General features: G+C 69.9%; 21 protein-coding genes. 4 read left to right on the top strand and 17 right to left on the bottom strand.

The genetic code is table 11. The features are described 5' to 3' along the window. Positions 1-929: 929 nt before the first annotated feature. The 9 genes from IB242_RS15465 to IB242_RS15425 form a co-directional block, all read right to left on the bottom strand. The gene (locus IB242_RS15465; protein ID WP_192281437.1) at positions 930-1,085 is read right to left on the bottom strand and encodes a XapX domain-containing protein; all 156 of its coding nucleotides are present in this window, start codon (positions 1,083-1,085) and stop codon (positions 930-932) included. Next, positions 1,082-1,312, bottom strand: a complete 231-nt coding sequence (locus IB242_RS15460) for a DUF1427 family protein (RefSeq protein ID WP_192281434.1) — start codon at positions 1,310-1,312, stop codon at positions 1,082-1,084. The genes IB242_RS15465 and IB242_RS15460 overlap by 4 nt, the downstream gene beginning before the upstream one ends. Positions 1,313-1,320: 8 nt before the next feature. Beyond that, the gene (locus IB242_RS15455; protein ID WP_192281432.1) at positions 1,321-2,949 is read right to left on the bottom strand and encodes an MFS transporter; all 1,629 of its coding nucleotides are present in this window, start codon (positions 2,947-2,949) and stop codon (positions 1,321-1,323) included. Next, entirely contained in the window at positions 2,943-4,241 is a 1,299-nt protein-coding gene (locus IB242_RS15450) for an alginate export family protein (protein ID WP_192281429.1), read from the bottom strand. Before IB242_RS15450 ends, IB242_RS15455 begins: the two co-directional genes overlap by 7 nt. Positions 4,242-4,249: 8 nt before the next feature. After that, the gene (locus tag IB242_RS15445) at positions 4,250-6,103 is read right to left on the bottom strand and encodes an amidohydrolase (RefSeq protein ID WP_192282147.1); all 1,854 of its coding nucleotides are present in this window, start codon (positions 6,101-6,103) and stop codon (positions 4,250-4,252) included. Between the two features lie 110 nt (positions 6,104-6,213). Then, positions 6,214-6,630: a DoxX family membrane protein gene (locus tag IB242_RS15440; RefSeq protein ID WP_192281426.1), complete on the bottom strand. Its 417-nt coding sequence runs from the start codon at positions 6,628-6,630 to the stop codon at positions 6,214-6,216. Beyond that, complete coding sequence (locus IB242_RS15435) at positions 6,630-7,286, bottom strand: hydrolase (protein ID WP_192281423.1); 657 nt, start codon at positions 7,284-7,286, stop codon at positions 6,630-6,632. Before IB242_RS15435 ends, IB242_RS15440 begins: the two co-directional genes overlap by 1 nt. Positions 7,287-7,327: 41 nt before the next feature. Continuing rightward, a complete protein-coding gene (locus IB242_RS15430; RefSeq protein ID WP_192281419.1) occupies positions 7,328-7,696 on the bottom strand; it encodes an AraC family transcriptional regulator in 369 nt (122 codons plus the stop codon). Positions 7,697-7,778: 82 nt separating this feature from the next. Then, positions 7,779-8,138, bottom strand: coding sequence for a hypothetical protein (locus IB242_RS15425; protein WP_192281416.1), 360 nt, complete (start codon positions 8,136-8,138; stop codon positions 7,779-7,781). A gap of 85 nt (positions 8,139-8,223) precedes the next feature. Between IB242_RS15425 and IB242_RS15420 the strand changes: the two genes are divergently transcribed. Together IB242_RS15420 and IB242_RS15415 are read left to right on the top strand one after the other, a co-directional pair. Then, complete coding sequence (locus IB242_RS15420; protein WP_192281413.1) at positions 8,224-11,319, top strand: sensor histidine kinase; 3,096 nt, start codon at positions 8,224-8,226, stop codon at positions 11,317-11,319. Next, positions 11,312-11,953, top strand: a complete 642-nt coding sequence (locus IB242_RS15415) for a response regulator transcription factor (RefSeq protein ID WP_192281411.1) — start codon at positions 11,312-11,314, stop codon at positions 11,951-11,953. The genes IB242_RS15420 and IB242_RS15415 overlap by 8 nt, the downstream gene beginning before the upstream one ends. 323 nt (positions 11,954-12,276) lie before the next feature. Here the strand turns inward: IB242_RS15415 and IB242_RS15410 are convergent, their stop codons facing one another. Genes IB242_RS15410 through IB242_RS15385 form a run of 6 tightly spaced genes read right to left on the bottom strand, consistent with a single transcriptional unit; the run spans position 12,277 to position 16,504 of the window. After that, positions 12,277-12,429, bottom strand: coding sequence for a hypothetical protein (locus IB242_RS15410; protein WP_192281408.1), 153 nt, complete (start codon positions 12,427-12,429; stop codon positions 12,277-12,279). Positions 12,430-12,474: 45 nt separating this feature from the next. Next, on the bottom strand, positions 12,475-13,755 hold the full coding sequence (locus IB242_RS15405) for an HlyD family efflux transporter periplasmic adaptor subunit (RefSeq protein WP_192281405.1): 1,281 nt from the start codon (positions 13,753-13,755) through the stop codon (positions 12,475-12,477). Further along, complete coding sequence (locus tag IB242_RS15400; protein WP_192281401.1) at positions 13,752-15,914, bottom strand: peptidase domain-containing ABC transporter; 2,163 nt, start codon at positions 15,912-15,914, stop codon at positions 13,752-13,754. Before IB242_RS15400 ends, IB242_RS15405 begins: the two co-directional genes overlap by 4 nt. A gap of 27 nt (positions 15,915-15,941) precedes the next feature. Next, complete coding sequence (locus IB242_RS15395) at positions 15,942-16,088, bottom strand: hypothetical protein (RefSeq protein ID WP_192281399.1); 147 nt, start codon at positions 16,086-16,088, stop codon at positions 15,942-15,944. 53 nt (positions 16,089-16,141) lie between these two features. Further along, entirely contained in the window at positions 16,142-16,312 is a 171-nt protein-coding gene (locus tag IB242_RS15390) for a hypothetical protein (protein WP_192281396.1), read from the bottom strand. A 27-nt stretch (positions 16,313-16,339) separates the two neighbouring features. Next, a complete protein-coding gene (locus IB242_RS15385) occupies positions 16,340-16,504 on the bottom strand; it encodes a hypothetical protein (protein ID WP_192281393.1) in 165 nt (54 codons plus the stop codon). 240 nt (positions 16,505-16,744) lie between these two features. On the opposite strand from IB242_RS15385, the gene IB242_RS15380 reads away from it, so the two are divergent. Further along, entirely contained in the window at positions 16,745-16,987 is a 243-nt protein-coding gene (locus IB242_RS15380) for a hypothetical protein (RefSeq protein ID WP_192281390.1), read from the top strand. A gap of 464 nt (positions 16,988-17,451) precedes the next feature. On the opposite strand, the gene IB242_RS15375 is transcribed toward IB242_RS15380, so the two are convergent. Together IB242_RS15375 and IB242_RS15370 are read right to left on the bottom strand one after the other, a co-directional pair. Next, a complete protein-coding gene (locus IB242_RS15375) occupies positions 17,452-19,743 on the bottom strand; it encodes an NADP-dependent malic enzyme (RefSeq protein ID WP_192281388.1) in 2,292 nt (763 codons plus the stop codon). 162 nt (positions 19,744-19,905) lie between these two features. Further along, positions 19,906-21,261 (bottom strand): dicarboxylate/amino acid:cation symporter, encoded by a 1,356-nt coding sequence (locus IB242_RS15370; RefSeq protein WP_192281385.1) that lies wholly within the window; start codon positions 21,259-21,261, stop codon positions 19,906-19,908. Between the two features lie 212 nt (positions 21,262-21,473). Here IB242_RS15370 and IB242_RS15365 point away from each other — a divergent pair, with 212 nt between their 5' ends. Beyond that, on the top strand, positions 21,474-22,637 hold the full coding sequence (locus IB242_RS15365) for a porin (protein WP_192281382.1): 1,164 nt from the start codon (positions 21,474-21,476) through the stop codon (positions 22,635-22,637). Positions 22,638-22,683 lie beyond the last annotated feature (46 nt).

The raw sequence follows: 22,683 nt of genomic DNA, 5'->3' as shown, positions 1-22,683 counted from the left end.
CGCGGCACCGCTCCCTGGCTGGTGTCGTCATGGATACCCGACGCATGTGTAGGAGGGGGGGCTCGACCCCGACCACCATGCGGGCATCCGATGGTGTTCCGGATCGCGGATGCGGGGGGGCCGCGATGTGGGGTCACCGGCGCTCGGAAGGCGCTGCCTTGCGGCGATGGCATTGCGCGCTGGCATATGGCGGTCGGGGTCGAGCCCCCTCCTACGGGAGCTGGATGCAGCGACGCGTGCGGGGGTCGAACCCTTCCTGCGAGAGCTGGATGCAGCGACGCGTGTGGTGGCCTGCATGGGAATCAGCACCGTGCCACGGCCCGCCGCGTACGACCGCTCCGCGCCGCACATCGCATCACCGCGGCAACCGGCACGACCACGTGTGCGCCCGCGTCTGTAGGAGGGGGCTCGACCCCGACCACCATGCAGGCATCCGATGGCGTTCCGGATCACGGGTGCGGTGGGGCCGCGATGGGGAGTCACCGGCGCCCGGAAGGTGCTGCCTTGCGGCGATGGCAGCGCGCGCTGGCATACGGCGGTCGGGGTCGAGCCCCCTCCTACGAGAGCCGGATGCAGCGACGCGTGTGGGGTCGAGCCCCTCCTGCGAGAGCTGGATGCAGCGACGCGTGTGGTGGCCTGCATGGGAATCAGCACCGTGCCACGGCCCGCCGCGTACGGCCGCTCCACCCCGCCCATCGCATCACCGCGGCAACCGGCACGACCACCCGTTCGCCGCCTCTGTAGGAGGGGGCTCGACCCCGACCACCATGCCGGCATCCGATGGTGTTCGGATCGCGGATGCGATGGGGCCGCGATGGGGAGCCGCCGACGAACGGAAGCTGCTGCCTTGCGGCGATGGCAGCGCGCGCTGGCATATGGCGGTCGGGGTCGCAGTGATGGCGGGCGTGACGGGCTGGATAGGGCATCCGCTACAGCAGCAGATCCGCCAGCAGGAAGCCGCCGGTCATCGCCAGCACCAGCAGTGCGCCGCTGAGCCGTGGCGGCGCCGGCAGCGGGATATCGAGCAGGCGGCAGCCGATGCCGATCACCAGCGCCAGCACGATGCCGAGCATGGCCAGCATCATGCGCGCCCTCCATCGGCGCCGCGGCCGGTCGGTCCGCCGCAGTACGGCAGCGTGCTCGCGTGGCGGCGCGCCAGCCAGCGGTCGGCCAGGCTGTAGCCCAGCGTCATCGCCACCACCAGCAGCGCACCGACCAGCGCCGGTGGCGCCGGCGAGGGAATGCCCAGCGCGCGGCAGCCGAAGCCGATCGCGACGCCGAGCAGCAGACCGATGACGAACCTGACGTTCATACGCGTCCTCAGATGTCCGAATGCGAATGCGGCGGTGCGGCCACCGCGCCGCCGCCCACGAAATGCCGCACAACGGGCGCGCGTTCGCCGCGGTGCAATGCACGGATCCGCTGCTGGTGGCGGTGATCGTCGGCGGTGACCCGGTCGTGCTGGCGCAGATGCTCCAGCCAGGAGGCGGCGACGAAGTACTCCATGTGCAGGCCCGGCGTCGCCGCATCCTCGGCCACGCCCCAGACCACCGCGCCATCGCGGCGGCGGAAGCGGCCGAGCTCGCGCATCAGCTGCAGGAACTCGGCACGGTCGCCATCGTCGATGCGGTACTCGACGGTGATCAGCACCGGCCCACGGTCGTGCTCGACCGGCGCGGCCAGCTCCGGCGCCGGCCACTGCCCGGCGGGCGCCAGGTCCAGATCCTCGGTTCCGGCGATCCGCACCCGCCACACCGCCAGCCCGGCCAGGACCGCGCCGATCGCAGCCACGCCCAGCGCGAAGGGGATCGAACTGCGCTGCGCCAGCGCACCCCACAGCAGCGAGCCCACCGACATGCCCAGCGAGAACACCACGATGTACAGGGCCAGCGCGCGCGCCCGCACCCAGGCCGGCACCGCCGTCTGCGCGGCGATCTGCAGCGAGGACAGCACGGTGATCCAGGCGAAGCCGTTGACCAGCATCACCGGCGCCAGCAGCGGCAGCTGGCGCAGAGACGCGAGCCCGAGCAGGCTGCCGGCACAGGCCAGCGTGGCCAGCAGCACCAGCAGGTCGCGGTCGATCCGGGCGCGCAGGCGCGGCAGCAGCAGCGCACCGCCGATCGCGCCGATGCCGATGCAGCCCAGCAGGATGCCGTAGCTGCCGGCACCCAGCCCCATCTCGCCACGCACCACCAGCGGCAGCAGCGCGGTCAGGGCGGCGGCGAACACGAAGAAGCCGGCGGCCTTGATCAGCACCGCCTGCAGGCGGCCGGCGCGCGCCGCATAGCGCAGGCCGGCGCGCAGACCGGTGCCGAAGCTTTCCGGCGGCAATGCGGCGGCCTGCACCTCGCGACGCCAGCCCCACAGCACCAGCAGCATCGCGGCGAAGCTCAGCGCATTGAGGCCGAACGCCCACGGCGGGCCGAACTGGGCGACGATCAGGCCGCCCACCGCCGGGCCGATCGAACGGGCGATGTTGATGCCCACCGAGTTCAACGCCACCGCCGACGGCAGCATCGGCCGCGGCACCAGCTCGGACACGATCGCCGCCTGCGCCGGCATCGCCATCGCCGCGCCGCAGCCCATCGCGAAGGTCAGCACCACCAGCAGCACCGGGCTGAGCAGCTGCAGCGAGGACAGCACCGCCAGCACGCCGGCCACGGCCAGCATCCACAGCTGGGTGACGATCAGATAGCGGCGACGGTCGACGATGTCGGCCAGGGTGCCGGCGGCCAGCGCGAACAGCACCACCGGCAGCGTGGTCGCCGACTGCACCAGCGCCACCATCAGCGGCGAGCCGGTGCGTTCGGCCATGACCCAGGCGGCAGCGACATCGTTGATCCAGGTGCCGATGTTGCTGCCCATGATGGCCAGCCACAGCATGCGGAACACGCGCAGCCGCAGCGGCGCCCAGGCGCCCCCGTCGCTGGTGGCCGAAGACGTCACCATGACCAGGCTCCAAGCAGTGATGCGAAAAAGGTGTCGCGGCCGCCGGCCTGGCGCAGCCCGGGACCGGCGTCGAAATGCGCCAGGTGCAATTGCCACTGCCAGCGCTCGCTCGCGTTCCAGCGGGTTTCCCACTTCAGCTGGCGGCCGATGCGACGCGCGGTGCCGGCACTGCCGGCCAGTGGTGTCAGCGGCATCGGCGCGACGTGGATCGCATCGGCGCGGCGGTGCTTCCAAGCCCATTGCACGCCGATGGTGGTGCTCCAGCGCGGATGCGGCTGCAGGGTCAGCGTCGGCTGCAGGTCTATCAGATTGGCCGGCGCGAGGAAGCTGGCCTCGCTGAAGTACGACGCACGCGGATACAGCGCGTTGAAGGTCTGCAGGCGGCCATCGCCGGGATCGCCGTCGCCGCTGGCGACATTGCTGCGCAGGCCCAGCCGTGGCGACCAGCGCGCGTCGCGCCACTGGTAGCCGGTGTCCGTCGCGACGGTCCAGGCGCGGATCCGCTGCGCGCCGCTGTCGGCCTGCAGCGTGCCGTGCTGGAGCACCAGCTCGGTGTTCCAGTCCCAGTGCGAGGTGCTGCCGGACAGGCGCGCGCCGAGGCTGCGCCGGTGTTCGTCGCCACGGACGCCGGCATAGCGGGCACCGGCGCGCCCGTAGCCCAGCAGATAGGCATCGATGCCCGTGGCCGCGGTCTTCCACGTGGCGTAGGCGCCGACCAGGAACTGGCCGTTGTCGGTGCGGTCGTCGAATGCGCCGGGGCGGTTGTCGACCGGGCGCAGCGCCAGCAGGTCCACGCGCGAGCCGCCGCTGCGCCAGACCAGGCGCGCGCCGTCGAAGGCCAGGCGGATGTTGGGGCCATCGCGCACCGACAGCAGCCGCGAGCTGCCGTACGCCGCTTCCTGGCGGCCCAGTTGCAGGCGCAGCCGCTCGCCCTGCCAGGCGACGTAGGCCTGCTGCAGGTCGAGCGCGCCCTGGTCGGTTCCGCCGGGGCCGCCAGCGCGGCCGTCCTCGCCATGCGCGCCCAGCTGCGCGTAGGCCTGCCACGCGCCATGACGCAGGTCGGCCGAGCCCAGTGCGCGCAGCAGGCCGTAGCCGTCGGCACGCCCGCCGACGGCGAACGGCAACGGATCGGTGTACAGGCCACGCAGCCGCAACGCGGCATCCAGCACCAGCGTGGTGCCGGCATTGCTGCGCGTGCACCAGCCGGCGTCCTCGCACCCGGAGGCATCCGCGGCGGCAGGCAGCAGGCAGGACGCGAACAGCAGCGGGAGCAGACGCGCCCGCGCCCGCATCGAGCGGATCAGAACGCGAAACACGAGCAGCCCAGTGCGCCCCAGAACGCGGTCAGGTCCTGGGTCGGTGCGTCATGGTGCGCGGCGTGGCCATGCGCGCCGTGGGTGCCGCAGGCGGCGCCGTGCCGGTGCGCATGGCCGTGGTGCGCCAGCGCCAGGCCGGTGGCCGCGCCGCCGACGTGGTAGCCACCGAAGCGCCGCACCGGCGACCAGTCCGGCATCGGTGGCGGCAGCTGCGGTGCCAGTGGCGCGTAGTCGCCATCGCCGTGGACGACGCGGCCACCGACCACGGTCAGCAGACTGGTGATGTCGGCGATGGCCGCATCGTCGACGCGGAAGAAATCCGCCGACAGCAGGCTGAAATCGGCCAGCTGGCCGACCGCCAGCGTGCCCTTGCGGCTCTCGTCGCCGGAGAACCAGGCGCTGCCCCGGGTCCACAGGCGCAATGCTTCCTCGCGCTCGAGCAGGTTCTCCTGCCCGTACAGCGCCAGCCCGCCGACGGTACGTCCGGTGACCAGCCACGACAGCGCCACCCACGGGTTGTAGCTGGCCACGCGGGTGGCATCGGTGCCCGCGCCGACCGGGACGCCGGCCTGCAGCATGCGCCGCACCGGCGGCGTGTGCTTCGCCGCGTGCACGCCATAGCGCTCGACGAAGGCCTCGCCCTGGTAGGCCATGCGGTGCTGCACGGCGATGCCGCCGCCGAGCGCGCCGACGCGCTCGATGTTGCGCGCGGAGATCGTCTCGGCGTGGTCGATGGTGAAGCGCAGGCCATCGAACGGGATCTCGCGGTTCACCTGATCGTACACGTCGAGGATGCGGCCGATGCTCTCGTCGTAGGTGGCATGGATGCGGAACGGCCAGCGCTTCTCGACCAGCAGCCGCACCACCTCGTCCAGCTCGGGTTCGAGCTCGGGCGGCAGGTCCGGCCGTGGTTCGTTGAACAGTTCGAAGTCGGCGGCGGAGAACACCAGCATCTCGCCGGCGCCGTTGTGGCGCAGCAGGTCGTCGCCCTGCCGCGGCTGCAGCATCTCGCTCCAGCGGCGGAAATCGCCAGCCTCGCTGCCCTTGTTCTGGGTGAACAGGTTGTAGGCGATGCGCACGGTCAGCTGCTCGTCGCGGTGCAGCTGCTCGATGACCTGGTAGTCCTCCGGATAGTTCTGGAAGCCGCCGCCGGCATCGATCACCGAGGTGATGCCCAGCCGGTTCAGCTCGCGCATGAAATGGCGGGTGGAATTGGCCTGGTACTCGACCGGCAGCTTCGGGCCCTTGGCCAGCGTGGCGTACAGGATCAGCGCATTGGGCTTGGCCAGCAGCAGGCCGGTGGGATTGCCGGCCTTGTCGCGTTCGATCCGGCCGCCGGGCGGGTCCGGCGTGTCCCTCGTGTAGCCGGCGGCGCGCAGCGCGGCGCGGTTGAGCAGCGCGCGGTCGTACAGATGCAGCAGGAACACCGGTGTGTCCGGCGCGATCGCGTTGAGTTCCTCCAGCGTCGGCAGGCGCTTCTCGACGAACTGCTGCGCGGTGAAGCCACCGACCACGCGCACCCACTGCGGCGCGGGCGTGATGTCGACCTGGGCCTTGAGCATCGCCATCGCGTCGGCCAGCGAGCGCAGGCCGTCCCAGCGCAGCTCCAGGTTGTAGTTCAGGCCGCCACGGATCAGGTGGGTGTGGCTGTCGTTGAGGCCGGGCACCAGGCGCCGGCCGCCGGCGTCGATCACCTGCGCGTTGCCGGCCAGCGCCATCACCTCGGCCTCGCTGCCGACGGCGACGATGCGCCCGCCGGCGACGGCCAGCGCCTGCGCCTGCGGGTTGCGCGGGTCGAGCGTGGTGATGCGGGCATTGCGGATGACGAGGTCGATCATCACGGAGTCCTTGGCGAAAGCGCGCCCGGCGCCGGAGAGGCCGAGCGCGAGGCCGGCACCGGCGCCGGCCAGCAGCTGGCGGCGGCCGGGATCATGGGCGGGAGGCGGGCTCATGCCCGCGTCCTCGCAGCGTCGACCGCGTACGCGCCACCGCCGCCCAGGGCGAGCGCGAGCAGCGTCGCCAGCCACAGCACCGGGTACTCGATGCCGCCGTGCATCCAGAACCAGCCGTTGCCCAGGTTCAGCAGCACGGTGACGCCGATGAAACCGGCCGCCAGCAGCGCCGACATGCGCGTCCACGCACCGAGCAGCACCGCCAGGCCGGCGAGGGTCTGCACCAGCGCCAGCAGCAGCGGCAGCGGTGCCGCCGACGGCAGGCCGAAATGCTCGAGCTCGGCGGCGAAGCCGCCCAGGCCCGGACCACCGAACCAGCCCAGCAGCTTGCCCAGCCCATGCGGCAGCAGGAAGCCGCCAGCGGCCACGCGCAGCACCAGCAGCGCCGCGTCGATGCGGGACGCACCCGCCATCAGTGGCCGCCTTCCTGCGCGCCGAACATGGTCTTGGCGTACTGGATGCCGATGCCGTAGCCGCCGGCGTGGTCGCGGGCGATGCCCGTGGTCAGGTCGTAGGTGGCGCCGCGCGCCCAGTCGCGCTGCAGTTCCAGCAGGTACTGCACGCTGGTGATGGGCACCGCGCCGGCCTGGACCATGCGCGCGACCGCACGCTCGTGCGCCTCCTCGCTGACATCGCCGCAGGCATCGGTGATCACGTAGACCTCGAAGCCCTGGTCCAGCGCCGACAGCGCCGGGCCGACGATGCAGACGCTGGTCCACAGACCGGCGAGCACGATCCGGCGCTTGCCGATGCGGTTGATCTCGTCGATCACCGGCTGGTCTTCCCAGGTGTTCATCGAGGTGCGGTCGAACACGGTCTGGCCCGGGAAGATCGCTGGCAGCTCGGGGAACATCGGGCCGGAGAACGACTTCTCGGCGACGGTGGTCAGTACCACCGGCACGTCGAAGCCCTTCGCGCCCTTGGCGATCAGCGCGGCGTTGTTGCGCAGCGCGGAGATGTCGATGGTGTGGGTGGCGAAGGCCATCTGCGACTGGAAGTCGATCAGCAGCAGGGCGTGGTCGGTCGGGGACAGCAGGGTCTTGCCGGGGGTGGCGGTGGCCAGGCTCATCGAGGGGCTCCGTGGATGTCGGGTTGGAAACGCGGGACCGGTCAGCGCGGCTCGCATGCCCGCGCGACGTAGCCGCTGGGCGTGCAGCCGTTGACCTGGCGGAAACTGCGGACGAAGTGGCTCTGGTCGAAGAAGCACAGGTCGCTGGCGATCTGGATCACCTTGCGCCGGCCCTCGCGCAGCAGCAGCTCGGCCTGGGCGATGCGGCGGTGGCGCAGGTACTCCATCGGGCTGACGCCGGTGGCGGTGCGGAACACGCGCGCGAAATGGAACCGGCTCATGCAGGCCGCGTCGGCCAGCGTGCCGGCGTCGATCGGCTCGTACAGATGGGCTTCGATGAAGTCGACGGCGCGCACCACCGCAGCGGGCCAGGTGGCGCGCGGCCGTGCTTGGGGAAGGGCGATGTCCATCCGGGCGGAACCTGGAAGGGGGGCGGGAGAATGGTGCGGTGCGGCGCCGTGCCGCCATAGCCCCGAAGGGAGGGAGCACGGCTCACTCTTTCGAGGGGGGGCCGCGCGGTGCGCGCAGCCGACGGGAGATCACGCGCCGACCGAACAGCCGCGCATCCAGCGAGTACGCGCCCGGGCCGAGCAGCAGCAACGCCAGTGCCAGCAGCACGGCCGACCAGAGCGGCCCGCCCGCGGCGAGGCCGGCCAGCAGCAGCGCCAGCAGGACCGCCAGCGGCAGCAGGCCACCGCACAGCAACATCACCACCGTCGCCGCGGTCAGTGCCGGCTGCCAGCCTTGCGTGGCGGGCAGGCTGCCATGCACCTGCAGGGCCAGCGCCACCCGCAGCAGGGCCAGGCCCACGCCCGGCGCGCGGTCGGGGAACATCGCATAGAGGCGTTGCATGTCCCCATTGCGGACCAGACCGACCGCGGCCGCCACCCCCGAAAGAGGCGTCCCCGGCTCCCCCGTGGCAGTGGACAATCGCCGCATGCGCAGCACGCCCCGCCCCTTTGCCGGCCGCCGCCCCGCACGCCGCCCGCTCCGGCGCCTGTGCGGGGCCGTCGCCGTGTGCGCGTGGCTGTGGCTGTGCGTGGGCGCAGGCCTGGCAGGCGCGACCGAACTGCGTACCCGCACCGGGTTGCCGGGCTTCGCACACAGCGGCTGGCCGGTCGGCGAGCACACGCCGGGCGATGTCTGGGACATCGCCCAGTCCGACGACGGCTACCTGTGGCTGGCCACCGGCATGGGGCTGTACCGCTTCGACGGCCGCAGCTTCGTCCGGCAGGTGCCGGCTTCGGGCGGCACCTTCCATTCGCACAACATGACCACGCTGAAGATCACCGCCAACGGCGATCTGTGGATCGGCCATTTCAGTGGTGGCATCAGCCGCCTGTCGCGCGGCGTGCTGACGCGCTACGGGCGCGATGCGGGCGTGCCCGAAGGCATGGTGTACCGGATCGAGACCGACGCCTCCGGCGGGTTGTGGGCGGCGGTCGAGGGCGGCCTGCGGCGGTTCGATGGCGAGCGCTGGGCACCGCCCGAGCCGGACCGCAACTACCACGCGGACAGCGCGCGCTGGTTGCTGCGCGACCGCCGCGGCGTGCTCTGGGTCAACGACGGCGCCCGGCTGCAGGGGCTGGCACCGGGCACGCGCCGCTTCGAACCGTCCGGCGTGGACGTGGGGGGAGGCGCCACCCTGGCCGAACACCCCGACGGCAGTGTGTGGGCGGCCGACGTGCGCCAGGGCCTGCTGCCGGTGACCGCCGCCGACGGACGCGTGCTGTCCGCCCGCGAACGGCAACAGCACACCCTCCCCGGGCTGCGTGCGGTGCGCATCCGCTTCCAGCGCGACGGCAGCCTGTGGGGCAGCGACCCGGCCGGCGGCGTGTTCCGGATCCGGCTGCCGTCGGCACCGGGACAGCCTGCACGGGTGGAACGCTTCGGCCTCGCCCAGGGACTGACCTCGAACACCGCGGTGCCGCTGCTGGAGGACCGCGAAGGCAACGTGTGGGTCGGCACCAACTTGGGACTGAACCGCTTCAGTCCGCGGGCGCTGCGTGTGCTGGCCTGGCGCTTTCCAGAGACAACCGCGCTGCACAGCCTGTACCGGACACCGGACGGCACCGTGATCGGCTACGACGACGCCCACCGCGCCGTGCGCCTGGACCGGGGTCTGGTGGACGGGCCGGAGACCGCACAGCCGCTGCCGGCGCCCCCGGCCACCACGCCGCTGTGGCTGGCGCAGACCGGCCGCCTGTGGCGTCGCGATCGCGATGGCACGCATCCACTGCTCGATGACGACGACAGGCCTCATGGCTACCTGTTCGCCGCTGCGTTTCCCGCGGACGACGAGGCCTGGATCTGCCGCGGCTCCGCAGCGCCGGCGCATCTGCACGGCGGTCGCTGGCGACCGGAGCCGGCCCTGCCCGGTGGCTGCACCGCGATCGCCGTGGCGTCTGGAGGACGGCTGCTGTTCGGGTATCCGGACGGCACGCTGCAGGTGCGCGACGCGGCCGGAGTCACGGTCCACGGCCGTGCGCAGGGACTGGATGTCGGCCCGGTCACCGCCCTGCTGGCCCAGGACGGGCAGCTGCTGGTGGCCGGCGAGCGCGGGCTGGCGATCCGCTGCGCCGACGGCCGCTTCCGCCAGGTGCTGGAACAGCCCGACGGCCTGCTCGATGCGATCACCGGCATCGCACTGGATGCCCAGGGCCGGCTGTGGCTCAACGGTGGCCGCGGGCTGGTGCGGGTCCCGCTGGACGCGGCGCGCCAGGCCGCCGAGACCGGCGCCGCGCTGGAGACCTGGCGCCTGTACGACGCCGTCGACGGGCTGCCCGGCATCGCCCAGCAGGCGCATCCGACCCCGACCGCGCAGCTGGCCGCCGATGGCCTGCTGTGGCTGGTCACCAACCAGGGCCTGGCGTGGCTGGATACCCGCGAGGCGCGCGCCGCGGTGCCGCCGCAGGTCTTCATCAGCGACATCACCCTCGGCGACCGGCGCCTGCCCTACCGCGCGGACATGGTGCTGCCCGAAGGCACGACCCAACTACGGATCGGCTATCTGGCCACCAGCCTGACCCGCCCGGCACGGGTGCACTACCGCGTGCAGCTGGAGGGCGTGGACGCCGGCTGGCAGGACACGGGCGACATCCAGCAGGCCAACTACACCAATCTCAAGCCCGGCGACTACCGGTTCCGGGTGATCGCCGCCAACGAGGACGGCGCCTGGAACACCACCGGTGCCAGCGGCCGGTTCCGGATCGCGCCGGCGTTCGTGCAGACGCCGCTGTTCAAGGTGGCCTGCGTGGTGCTGGTGATCGCGGCGCTGCTGCTGGGCCTCCGGCTGCGCAGCCGACAGCTGGCGCGGCGCGTGCGCGCGCGGCTGGAAGAGCGCTACCGCGAACGCGAGCGGATCGCGCGCGAGCTGCACGACACCCTGCTGCAGGGCACCCAGGGCCTGATCCTGCGGCTGCACGCCAGCAGCCTGGCGCTGGCGCCGGACCATCCGGTGCGGCGCGAACTCGAAACCGCGATGGACCTGGCCGAGCAATCCCTCGCGCAGGGCCGCGACCGCCTGCGTGGCCTGCGCGACAGCCGCTTCGACGGCACCGGCCTGGGGCAGGCATTGCTGCAGGTCCGCAACGAGGTCGTGGTCACCGACGACGTCGACCTGCGGATGCTGGTCGAGGGCACGCCACGCCCGCTGCGCCAGGCGGTGGCCGAGGAGCTGTACCTGATCGGTCGCGAGGCCCTGCTGAACGCGTTCCGCCATGCGCGTGCGCGGCAGATCGAGATCGAGCTCGGCTACGACCGGCGCGAACTGCGTCTGCGCGTCCGCGATGACGGCGTGGGCCTGCCGGACGAGGCCGAGCTGCAGACCCGCAGCGGCCACTGGGGCCTGCGCGGCATGGCCGAGCGGGCCGAACGGATCGGTGCCAGAATCCAGGTCTGGTCGCGCGCGGACGCGGGCACCGAGGTCCAGATCGCGATCCCGGCGCGCAAGGCCTATCTCCCGTCGCAGCTGCGCACCCGGTGGCCCTGGCCGCGCAGACCCGCACCGCCCGAGACGAACGACGATGAATGAGTCCCTGCACCCGATCGGTGTGATGACCGTGGACGACCATCCGCTGCTGCGCGATGGCCTGGCGGCGATGCTCGCCAGGCAGACAGACATGCGCCTGGTCGGCGAAGCCGGCGATGGCGCCGAGGCGGTCACGCGTTACGACGCGCTGCGTCCCGACGTGGTGCTCATGGACCTGCAGATGCCGCGGATGGATGGCGTCGAGGCCACCGCCCGCATCCGTCAGCTGGATCCGCGCGCGCGCATCATCGTGCTGACCACCTACAAGGGCGACGTGCGTGCGCTGCGCGCCCTGCAGGCCGGCGCCAGCAACTATCTGCTCAAGGACATGCTGCGCCGCGACCTGGTCGACACCATCCGCAACGTGCACGCCGGCCGGCGCCAGCCGATGCCGCCGGAAGTGGCCGAAAGCCTGGCCGCCCACGTGCTGGACGAACCGCTGTCCCAGCGCGAGACCGAGGTGCTGCAGCAGGTGGCCGCCGGCCTGTCCAACAAGCAGGTCGGGCAGCGGCTGCTGGTGTCGGAGGAGACGGTGAAGGCGCACATGAAGAGCATCCTGTCCAAGCTCAAGGCACGCGACCGCACCCATGCGGTGACCAAGGCGCTGCGCCGCGGCATCCTGATGCTGGAGGAGTGAGGGCAGGCGCTGCCGCCTGGCCGGACCGGATGCCACCAGCAGCGGAAGCCCCGCCGCGCTGCGGATGGAAAAGACGCTGCGCAGCGACGGCGTCGACACCGCGATCGACGCCGGAAGGACGGTGAACGGACCGACAGGACCGACCGCCCGAGTGACATCGGATCACGAAAGCCGATGCAGGCCGCCACAGCCACCCAGGCGTACCGTCTCAATGTCCTGCGGGCCGCATCCGGCGACTCGACGGGGCGATGGCGAAGCAAGCAGCAGCGGGCATGCCTCGCACATCGCCGCGCCTTCGATACTCCGGCAGTCGGAAAGCCTTGTCAGTCTTCCACCGTGCACGTCGACGACAACGCCGCGTGCTGGCGGACAGCCGCCTGGCCGATCTCGTACAGGGGTTCGCGCAGCTCCCACAGCAGCATGAATGACAGACCGGACAACAGCATGATCCATGTCGAGGTTCGTACGCGTGTCATTGCATCTCCTTTCGTGATTGCACGGCGTCGCACGCCGCGTTCGAGTCAGCCATCCAGCGTCGCCGAAGCGTTGCTCACGTCTGCTGCGTCCTGCGCCAGGCCGCGCAGCGAGTAAAGCGGCTCCAGCAGCCATTCGTAGAGCTTGCGGCTCTCGCCGAGGATGTCCGCTTCCAGCAGCATCCCCGGCCGCAGCGCCTCGGCCTGCCCATAGGCCAGCACGTGCTGGCGATCGAGTTCGACCAGCACCCTGTAGTAGGGCTCGCTTCCGTCGGCAGCCGCCGCTGGGATCGCGCTGCGCGAGACGCTCAGCACGCGTCCGGCCTGATGGCCGAACTTCTGGTAGGGATATGCCTGGTAACGCAGCTGCACCCGGTCGCCGGGCTGGATGAAGCCCACCGCGCTGCTCGGCACCCGCAGCTGCGCCTGCAGCCGTGCACCCTCCGGCAGCAGGCTCAACAGGGCCTGGCCCGGCTGCACGGCCTGGCCGGGTTCGACGAAGCGGTTGGCGACCATGCCGGCCACCGGCGCGACCACCAGCAGTTCGCCATCGGCAGCCTGCTGCACGCGCTCCTGCGCCAGCAGGGCCCGCTCGCGCCGGGCGCTGGCCTCCGCAGCGCTTCGCTGGGCAGGCAGCTCCGCCAGCGCCTGCTCCAGCCGCGCGATCTCCCGGCGCACGGCGGTGACCTGCCGCTCCAGCGCCTGCTGGGCATTGAGCATCTCCAGGACCGACTGCTCCTGCTGGCGCAACTGGACCTGGCTGACGTAGCCGACGTCGGCGACATCGCGATAGCGGGCGGCGGTCTCGCGCCCGAGGCGGACCTGCTCGCGGCGGGTCGCAATGGCCTGGTCGAGCTGGAGCAGCTCGCTGCGCAGCCCCTGCAGCTGACGGCGCTGGCCCTCCTCCTGCGCACCCAGCTGCCGCTCCTGCGACGAGGCGAGCTGGCCGGCACTGACCGCACGGGCATCCAGCTGGGCGGACAGGACGGCGCGGGCGTCATCGCCACTGGCCGAAAAGCGTGGAACGTCGACCTGCACCAGCCGATCGCCACGCGCCACCTGCGCGCCTTCCTCGGGCAGCAGACGGGCCACCACACCGGATACCGGTGCGACCACGGTCGACAGCCCCAGATCGGGCACCAGCTGGCCGACGACCCGGGAACGTCGCGTGTAGTCGCCGAACACCAGCAGCGACAGCACCAGCACCGCGGCAAGCACCGCACCAAGCGCGGTCAGCCACAGCGACATCGGCTGCGCGAGCGAGATGCCGCCCATCCACGACTGCCGCCGGGCCTCGATCACTTCGCGCCGGAACAGCTCGCCACTCATGCCTGTACCCCCGCCGCGAGGACCGGCGCCGGCCCCGGATGCGCGCCGGCGCCAGTGGCATCCGCCATCGCCGCCTGCGGGCGCCGGATGGCGGTGATCTCACGGATGCGTCCCGCCTCCATCAGCAGGACCCGGTCGGCACTGGCGATGGTTTCGGGCCGGTGGGCGATGATGATCCGGGTCACGCGCAGCGCACGTACCGCCGCATTGACCTGCTGCTCGCGGGCCACATCCAGATGGCTCGTCGCCTCGTCCAGCACCAGCAGGCGTGGCCGCCGGTAAAGCGCACGCGCCAGGATCACGCGCTGCTTCTGCCCACCGGAGAGCGTGGTGCCCATGTCGCCGATCAGGCTCAGATAGCCCATCGGCATGCCGGCGATCTCGTCGTGCACCGCCGCGAGCCGCGCGCACTCCTCCACCCGCGCGTGATCGGGCGACTCGTCGCCGAACGCGATGTTGTCGGCAATGCTGCCGGCGAACAGATGGTCGTCCTGCATGACTGCCGCGACGCAGCCCCGGTAAGCCGATCCACCCAGCCTGCGCAGGTCGTGCCCACCAAAGCGGATCACGCCGTTCACCGGCTGCAGCAGCCCGAGCAACAGCCTGGCGAGCGTGGTCTTGCCGCAACCGGACGCGCCGATGATCGCGACCGACTCGCCTGCCTCGATCCGGAAGCTGCATCCGTCCACGACCAGCGGCTCGCCCTCGGCGTAGCGGAACCCGAGTTCCCGCACATCCAGACAGGCCGTCGCCGGCAGCACCGGCGCACCGGCCTCATCGCTGGCCGCCTCGGGATCGGCCAGCACGATGTCGGCCAGCCGCTCGCCATGCAGGCGCAGCATGCGGAACTCCACGCAGCGATCGATCAAGGTGCTGACACGCTGCGCGAACTGGTCCTTGTAAGCCAGATAGGCGATCAGCATGCCGACAGAGAACACGTTCTGCAGGGCGAGCAGCGCGCCGATCCAGATCACGACCACGCGTTCGATGCCGAACACCAGCTGGCTGGCTGCACTGAAACCGATGCCCATCCGCGACAGGTGGACCTCGCGGTTGATCGTCTCGCCCATCAGGTTCAGGAAGGCGGACTGACGGAACGGCTCGCCACGGGCGACCTTGAGCGACTGCATGCCCCGGATCGATTCGAACAGGTGGCTCTGCTGGCGGGCGGACGCAACGATCTGCTGCTCGGTCCCCTCGCGCAGCGGCCGGTACGCCAGGGCGCGGATGCCGAGATAGAGGGCGACCGCCGCCAGCGTCACCAGCGCAAGCTTCCAGCTGTACAGCAGCATCATCGCCAGGGTCGCCAGCGCCAGCAGGCCATCGACCACCGCCTCGACGAAACCGGTGGTGATCGTGCGCTGGATGGTCTGCACGCTACCGAAGCGCGACACGACATCGCCCAGGTGACGCTTGCCGAAGTACGCCATCGGCAGGCGCAGAAGATGACCGAACACGCCCGACATCCACTGCAGCCCCATGTCCGCCGATATCCGGACCACCGCCCAGCCGCGCACGATGCCGATAGCGACCTGCAACAGGGTCGACAGAACGAAGGCCAGGCCCAGCACGACCAGCAGGTCGCGGTCGGCAGCGACCAGCACCTGGTCGACCACCCATTGCATGAAGAACGGCGCCAGCAGCACGAAGACCTGCAGCGCCAGCGAGAACAGCAGCACCAGCCCGAGCGCGCGCCACAGTCCGCGGACACGGCCGGTCAGCTGCCGCAGCGGCACCGCCATCGGGCGCTTCTCGGGTGTGAAATCCGAGGTGGGCGACAGCTCGAGGGCCACCCCGGTGAAGTGGCGCGACGCCTCGGCCAGCGACAAGGTGCGGCGCCCGAAGGCCGGATCGACGATGGTCACCCGACCGCGCCGGATGCGCTCGAGCACCACGAAGTGATCCAGGTTCCAGTGCAGGATGCACGGCACGCGCAACTGCGACAGTTCATCGAGCTCAAGCCGCAGCGCGCGTCCCGCCAGACCCAGCTGGTCGGCGATCTGCAGGATGCGGGTCAGCGATGCGCCCTTGAGCGACAGGGGAAAGCGGCTGCGCAGCTCACGCAGCGGCAGCACGCGCCCGTGACGGGCCGACAGCATCGCCAGGCACGCAAGGCCGCACTCGGCGGGCTCGGATTGGAGGATGACGGTCCTTGTCATCGACAACTCCAGACACGGGAACCTAGATCATCGCGAGCAATGAATCGAGAGTTCGGCGTTCTTCTTCGCAGCGAACATCCCGATCTCGTATAGCGCCTCGCTGTGACGCCAAGAGAACAGGACAAAAGCGATGATCAAAATTGCGGATTTCGTTGACGTGCTCAGCTTTCCCATCACACATCTCCTTGGAACAAGACCGCCCAGAATGGACGGTCTTGTTTGCTCACTCAATGGTTTCGCTTGAAGTGAATGATCGCGCCAGCCACCGCACCGACAGGACCGAGGAGGCCGCCGATTTTCGCTTCGGTCGACGTGAGACCGTGATAGACGGACCCAACGACGTCACCAATCGCGCCATTGACAGCCGCGCCACCAACCACGAGTTCGATATCGTTCATGCTCAGAGTCTTCATCGTAATCTCCGGTCAGTGTTCGGCGTTCAGAGCTTCGTGCTTGGCCACGGCAGCCTGTCCGATTTCGTACAGAGCTTCGCGCTTCTCGAACGCCCACGCTGCCAGCGCCGCCAGCCCACCCACGACGCGGAAGCCGCCGCTGACCTCTTCGATCTCGACCATATCCAGATTACGCATGTCACTTCCTCCTTGAAGTAGCGCCGATCGTCGACGCACCCGAAGCGTTGCACATTATCCGAGTGCACCTAATCAGAAAACTGATCATCCCTCCCTAGGATTAGTCCGAGTCTAAGCACGCTACCGGCGACTATCCAGACATCCAGGGCGGTTAGCTCAGAATTTGCGGCATATCTTTCACCTTGTAAACGAAGTCCATAGCTCCACAGATCCTCAGCTTTTTTTGACACAGGAAACACGATGTCCAAGATCACGATCGAGAAGTTCGTCGACGGAAAGCACGACACCAGCTTCAGCGTTCCCGGCTTCGCGCTGGATTTCCTGACCCATCTCCTGCCTCGCTCCGCGCTTGGCGAGCTCAGGACGCATGGCATCGATGTCGATGCCATCGTGCAGGCACAGAAGGCTGGCATTCCCTACGAATCCAGCAGCGAGGTCGAGGAGGATGGTGTGCGCAAGACGGTGGTGATCAAGGTCGGATGATCGGGTCGCCGCACGCTGACGCAGACGGCGGCACGGCCGCGTGCTGTTCGCCTGTCGCCTGTCGCCTGTCGCCTGTCGATCAAGGATTTCCGACGGCGCATCGATGAAAAGTGGTCTCGCCACCGAAGCGAGGCGCGCCGTGTGTTTCGACAGCCTGCATCAGGGAACGGCGTCCGCTTCCTGATGGCGTGATCGGCGCACGCCAGATGGAGAGAGCATCCCAGGCGATGGGCAACGCCGATGCGATCGACGGGAACGCCGCGTCGGCATTCCCATGCACCGGCACGTGTCGGTCTCCCGCGTACCGCAACCCGGCTATGCATGCGGAGCCGGGAGCCAGAATCGAGACCGAGACCGGACGACGCAAACAGAAACGGGATGCCCGACAGGCATCCCGTTTCTTGCATCAGACCGCGCGGGCCCGGATCGATCAGGCATCCGGATGACCCATCAGCGACCGGAACTCAGCCCTTCCGGCCTTCCTCCATCTGCTGGCGGATCTGCGCGTCCACGGCCGCGATCGCGGTCATGTTGAGAATGCGGCGCGGGGTGGCGCTGGTGGTCAGGATGTGGACCGGCTTGCTGATGCCCATCAGGATCGGGCCGATGGCGACGCCGTCGGTGAACACGCGCACCAGGTTGTAGGCGATGTTGGCCGCTTCCAGGTTGGGCATCACGAACAGGTTGGCCCGGCCCTTCAGGCTGGTGTTGGGCATGATCTTGGTGCGCAGCAGCTCGTCCCACGCGGTGTCGCCCTGCATCTCGCCGTCGACGTTCAGGCGCGGGTTGCGCTTGAGCAGCAGCTCGCGCACTTCGCGCATCTTCACCGCGTCCTTCGACTCGTGGCTGCCGAAGTTGGAGTGCGACAGCAGCGCGATGTTGGGCTCGATGCCGAACAGCTTCATGCGGAACGCGGCCTGCAGCGTGGCCTCGGCGATCTGCTCGGCGCTGGGGTTGTCCTGGACGTGGGTGTCGAGGAAGAAGAACACGCCCTGCGTGTTGATCACGCCGGTCATGGCCGAGGTGGACTGCACGCGCGGCTCCAGCGGAAGCACGCTGCGCACGTAGCCGAGCTTCTTGTGGAAGCGGCCGACCACGCCGGTCAGCAGCGCATCGGCTTCGCCACGCGCGACCATCACCGCGCCGATCAGGGTCGGGCGCGAGCGCATCAGGTTCTTGGCCGCCGACACGGTGACGCCGCGACGCTCGGTCGCCGCGTGGTAATGCTGCCAGTAGTCGTTGAAACGCGGGTCGTCGTCCTGGTTGGTGATCTCGTAATCGATGCCGGCCTTCATCCGCAGGCCCAGGCGCTGCACCCGCGCCTCGATCACGTCCGGGCGGCCGATCAGGATCGGGAAGGCCAGGCCTTCGTCGATCACGGTCTGCACCGCACGCAGCACCACTTCCTCTTCGCCCTCGGCATAGGCCACGCGCTTGCGGTCGCCACGCGCACGGTCGTAGACCGGCTTCATCAGCAGGCTGCTGCGGTAGACGAACTCGCCGAGCTTCTCGCGGTAGGCGCCCATGTCGGTGATCGGGCGGGTGGCCACGCCCGAATCCATCGCCGCCTGGGCGATGGCCGAGGACAGTTCGACCAGCAGGCGCGGGTCGAACGGACGCGGGATCAGGTACTCGGGGCCGAAGCTGGGCACTTCATCGCCGTAGGCGCTGCCCAGGTCGGAGGCCTCGCGGCGGGCCAGCGCGGCGATCGCCTTGACGCAGGCGATCTTCATCTCCTCGTTGATGCCGGTGGCACCCACGTCGAGCGCGCCACGGAACAGGTACGGGAAGCACAGCGCGTTGTTGACCTGGTTCGGGTAGTCCGAGCGGCCGGTGGCGATGATCGCGTCGGCGCGCGCCTTGCGCGCATCCTCCGGCAGGATCTCCGGGTACGGGTTGGCCAGGGCGAAGATGATCGGCTGGTCGGCCATGGTGGCGACCATTTCCGGCTTGAGGATGCCGCCGGCCGACAGGCCCAGGAAGATGTCCGCGCCCTCGACGATCTCGGCCAGCGTGCGCTTGTCGGTCCTGGCCGCGTAGCGGGCCTTCTCCGGATCCAGGTCCGGGCGACCTTCATGGATGACGCCGTCGCGGTCGAAGGCCAGGATGTTCTCGCGCTTCAGGCCCAGCTCGACCAGCATGTTGACGCAGGAGATGCCGGCCGCGCCCATGCCGGTGGTGGCCAGGCGCACGTTCTCGATCTTCTTGCCGGTGATCTCCAGCGCGTTGAGCACCGCGGCGCCGACGATGATCGCGGTGCCGTGCTGGTCGTCGTGGAACACCGGAATGTTCATCCGCTCGCGCAGCTTGCGCTCGACCACGAAGCACTCGGGCGCCTTGATGTCCTCGAGGTTGATGCCGCCGAAGGTCGGCTCGAGGCTGGCGATGATGTCGATCAGCTTCTCGGGGTCGTTCTCGGCGACCTCGATGTCGAACACGTCGATGCCGGCGAACTTCTTGAACAGCACGCCCTTGCCTTCCATCACCGGCTTGGACGCCAGTGGGCCGATGTTGCCCAGGCCCAGCACCGCGGTGCCGTTGGAGATCACCGCCACCAGGTTGCCGCGCGCGGTCAGCTCGCTGACCTGCTGCGGGTCCTCGACGATCGCCTCGCAGGCGTAGGCCACGCCGGGCGAATAGGCCAGGGCCAGGTCGCGCTGGGTCAGCATCGCCTTGGTCGGCGCCACCTTGATCTTGCCGGGGCGCGGAGAGCGGTGGTAGTCGAGGGCTGCCTGCTTGAAATCTTCGGTGGACATGGAGTCTCGTCGGTGGCGGACGCTTTGGAAGCGCGATTCTACCCCCGCCCGGCTTTACGGACCCGTTCCCGGATCACCGAATGCCACGCAGGGATGCCTGAAAAACGCGACGGGCCGGCACGAATCGCTCGTTCCGGCCCGTCGGGCATGGCGGCTGGCGGATCAGTCGGCCTTGGCGACCACCGGTGTCAGCAGCATCACCTCCGGCTGCTCCTCGACCGGCGCGACGCTCCGGCCGCCGTTGAGCGCGCGGTCGAGCTGGTCGCGGTCCAGCGCGTTCTCCCAGCGCGAGACCACCACGGTGGCCACCGCGTTGCCGACGAAGTTGGTCAGCGAGCGGCATTCGCTCATGAAGCGGTCCACGCCCAGGATCAGGGCCATGCCGGCCACCGGGACTTCCGGCACCACCGCCAGGGTCGCCGCCAGGGTGATGAAGCCCGCACCGGTGACGCCGGCGGCGCCCTTGGAGCTCAGCATCGCCACCAGCAGCAGGGTGATCTGCTGCCACAGGCTCAGTTCGGTGTTGGTGGCCTGGGCGATGAACAGCGCGGCCAGGGTCATGTAGATGTTGGTGCCATCCAGGTTGAACGAGTAGCCGGTCGGCACGACCAGGCCCACCACCGACTTCCTGCAGCCGGCCTTCTCCATCTTCTCCATCAGCGAGGGGAGCGCCGATTCGGACGAGGACGTGCCCAGCACCAGCAGCAGCTCGGCCTTGAGGTAGCGGCACAGCTTGAGCACCGAGAAGCCGCACATCCGCGCCACCAGGCCCAGGATCACCAGCACGAACAGCAGCGAGGTGATGTAGAAGGTGCCGACCAGCCAGGCCAGGTTGACCAGCGAGCCGACGCCGTACTTGCCGATGGTGAAGGCGATCGCGCCGAACGCACCGATCGGGGCCGCCTTCATCAGCAGGTGGACCAGCTTGAACACCGGCGCGGTCAGCGCCTCCAGGAACGACAGCACCGGCTGGCCGCGCTCGCCGACCATCGCCAGGGCGATGCCGAACAGCACCGCGATGAACAGCACCTGCAGGATGTTGCCTTCGACGAAGGCGCTGACCATCGTCGCCGGGATGATGTCCATCGCGAAGCCGACCAGGCTCAGGTCGTGCGACTTCTCGACGTAGCTGTTGACCGCGCTCTGGTCGAGCGAGGCCGGGTCGATGTTCATGCCGGCGCCGGGCTGGACCACGTGCGCCACCACCATGCCGACCACCAGCGCCAGCGTGGAGAAGAACATGAAGTAGGCCATGGCCTTGCCGAACACGCGGCCGACCGTGCGCAGGTGGGTCATGCCGGCGATGCCGGTGACGATGGTCAGGAAGATCACCGGCGCGATGATCATCTTGACCAGCTTGATGAACGCGTCGCCCAGCGGCTTGAGCGACTCGGCGAACGCCGGCTCGAAGTGGCCGAGCAGGGCGCCGAAGAGGATGGCCACCAGCACCTGCACGTACAGCTGGCGGTAGATCGGCAACTTGGCCTGGGGCGCTACGTGGGTCGGGATCGGCTGCATGGCGGCGGCTCGGCTGAGGGTTCAGGCCGCCGTTGTACGCCCGGCTCCGGACCGTGCCGATAGCCCATTGGGACTAATTAGTCCCATTCGGCTAGGCACGGCCGGCATCGACATAATCCATTGGAATTAAAGCTTCGGTGTTCACGGCCGATGTGCGTAGACTCCGCGTCGGCGCCGCCCCGTGCCGCCCTTTTTTCCTGCAGGAAGTCCCCATGCGTTCCGTTACCGGCTGTCTCCTCCTCTGCGCGTTCGCCGCGCCCGTCGCCGCCGCCGAACTCGGCGCCTGGCCGCCCAAGGTCACCTTCGCCGACGGCACCGAGCTGGCCGCCACCGGCAACGTCGCGTACGACTACAACGATTTCTCCGACGATGCGCGCCTGCAGGACGACGATGCCATCCGCCGCCGCGAGTTCGGCGCGACCCTGAAGAAGAAGGGCGTCTACGACGCGATGGTCTATTACGACTTCGCCAACGAGACCTGGCTGGACGTGTTCGCGCGCGTGGAGACCAAGGCGCTGTTCGGCACCGACGTGGGCCGCATCCGCGTCGGCTACATCAAGACCCCGGTCGGCCTGGACGCGGTGACCAGCTCGCGCGCCGGCAGCTTCCTGGAGACCGCGCTGCCGGTGCAGGCGTTCTACGAGGGCCGCCGCACCGGCGTGGAGTGGTCCATCGAGCGCCCGCAGTACTTCCTGCAGGCCGGCGCCTACGGCGGCAAGGACCTGCACGGCGACAACCCGGGCACCACCCAGGCCGTGCGCGGCGTGTGGACCCCGGTCAAGGCCGCCGGCGACGTGCTGCACCTGGGCCTGGCGGTGTCGGTGGAGAACCCGCGCGGCTGGACCGACGGCCGTGGCACCCACTTCGATCCGCGCGCGCGCCTGCGCGCCCGTCCGGAAGCCGGCCTGACCGACATCCGCTTCGTCGACTCCGGCACCCTGCTGCAGGCCGACCAGATCCGCCGCACGGGCCTGGAAGGCATCTGGATCAAGGGCCCGTTCTCGGTCCAGGCCGAGGCCCTGCACGCCACCGTCAGCCGCAACGACGGCCTGCCGGACTACAGCGGCAACGGCCAGTACATCTACGGCAGCTGGGTCGTCACCGGCGAGTCGCGCCCGTATGCCAACGCCGGCGTGGCCAACATCAAGCCGGCCAACGCGCATGGCGCGGTGGAGCTGCTGGCCCGCTACAGCCGCCTGGATCTGAACGACGGCGCGATCGGCGGCGGCCGCCAGCACGACTGGACCTTCGGCGCCAACTGGTACCTGACCAACTACTTCAAGTTCCAGGCCAACTACGTCAAGGTCGATGCCACCCGCAACGGCGTGCGCACCCGTCCGGACATCGTCGAACTGCGCGCCCAGGTCCACTTCTGAGCCGCCCGGGGGCGGGCCCCGCGCCCGCCCCGCCCTGCGTTCCGTA

The organism is Xanthomonas sp. XNM01 (assembly GCF_014851915.1).
Classification (GTDB): Bacteria; Pseudomonadota; Gammaproteobacteria; order Xanthomonadales; family Xanthomonadaceae; genus Pseudoxanthomonas.
This window is presented reverse-complemented; position numbering and strand designations above follow the sequence as displayed.

Bases quoted from the DNA above. Each gene is read 5' to 3' on its own strand.
- IB242_RS15465 (WP_192281437.1), bottom strand. From the start codon at position 1,085: ATGATGCTGGCCATGCTCGGCATCGTGCTGGCGCTGGTGATCGGCATC.
- IB242_RS15460 (WP_192281434.1), bottom strand. From the start codon at position 1,312: ATGAACGTCAGGTTCGTCATCGGTCTGCTGCTCGGCGTCGCGATCGGC.
- IB242_RS15455 (WP_192281432.1), bottom strand. From the start codon at position 2,949: ATGGTGACGTCTTCGGCCACCAGCGACGGGGGCGCCTGGGCGCCGCTG.
- IB242_RS15450 (WP_192281429.1), bottom strand. From the start codon at position 4,241: ATGCGGGCGCGGGCGCGTCTGCTCCCGCTGCTGTTCGCGTCCTGCCTG.
- IB242_RS15445 (WP_192282147.1), bottom strand. From the start codon at position 6,103: ATGATCGACCTCGTCATCCGCAATGCCCGCATCACCACGCTCGACCCG.
- IB242_RS15440 (WP_192281426.1), bottom strand. From the start codon at position 6,630: ATGGCGGGTGCGTCCCGCATCGACGCGGCGCTGCTGGTGCTGCGCGTG.
- IB242_RS15435 (WP_192281423.1), bottom strand. From the start codon at position 7,286: ATGAGCCTGGCCACCGCCACCCCCGGCAAGACCCTGCTGTCCCCGACC.
- IB242_RS15430 (WP_192281419.1), bottom strand. From the start codon at position 7,696: ATGGACATCGCCCTTCCCCAAGCACGGCCGCGCGCCACCTGGCCCGCT.
- IB242_RS15425 (WP_192281416.1), bottom strand. From the start codon at position 8,138: ATGCAACGCCTCTATGCGATGTTCCCCGACCGCGCGCCGGGCGTGGGC.
- IB242_RS15420 (WP_192281413.1), top strand. From the start codon at position 8,224: ATGCGCAGCACGCCCCGCCCCTTTGCCGGCCGCCGCCCCGCACGCCGC.
- IB242_RS15415 (WP_192281411.1), top strand. From the start codon at position 11,312: ATGAATGAGTCCCTGCACCCGATCGGTGTGATGACCGTGGACGACCAT.
- IB242_RS15410 (WP_192281408.1), bottom strand. From the start codon at position 12,429: ATGACACGCGTACGAACCTCGACATGGATCATGCTGTTGTCCGGTCTG.
- IB242_RS15405 (WP_192281405.1), bottom strand. From the start codon at position 13,755: ATGAGTGGCGAGCTGTTCCGGCGCGAAGTGATCGAGGCCCGGCGGCAG.
- IB242_RS15400 (WP_192281401.1), bottom strand. From the start codon at position 15,914: ATGACAAGGACCGTCATCCTCCAATCCGAGCCCGCCGAGTGCGGCCTT.
- IB242_RS15395 (WP_192281399.1), bottom strand. From the start codon at position 16,088: ATGGGAAAGCTGAGCACGTCAACGAAATCCGCAATTTTGATCATCGCT.
- IB242_RS15390 (WP_192281396.1), bottom strand. From the start codon at position 16,312: ATGAACGATATCGAACTCGTGGTTGGTGGCGCGGCTGTCAATGGCGCG.
- IB242_RS15385 (WP_192281393.1), bottom strand. From the start codon at position 16,504: ATGCGTAATCTGGATATGGTCGAGATCGAAGAGGTCAGCGGCGGCTTC.
- IB242_RS15380 (WP_192281390.1), top strand. From the start codon at position 16,745: ATGTCCAAGATCACGATCGAGAAGTTCGTCGACGGAAAGCACGACACC.
- IB242_RS15375 (WP_192281388.1), bottom strand. From the start codon at position 19,743: ATGTCCACCGAAGATTTCAAGCAGGCAGCCCTCGACTACCACCGCTCT.
- IB242_RS15370 (WP_192281385.1), bottom strand. From the start codon at position 21,261: ATGCAGCCGATCCCGACCCACGTAGCGCCCCAGGCCAAGTTGCCGATC.
- IB242_RS15365 (WP_192281382.1), top strand. From the start codon at position 21,474: ATGCGTTCCGTTACCGGCTGTCTCCTCCTCTGCGCGTTCGCCGCGCCC.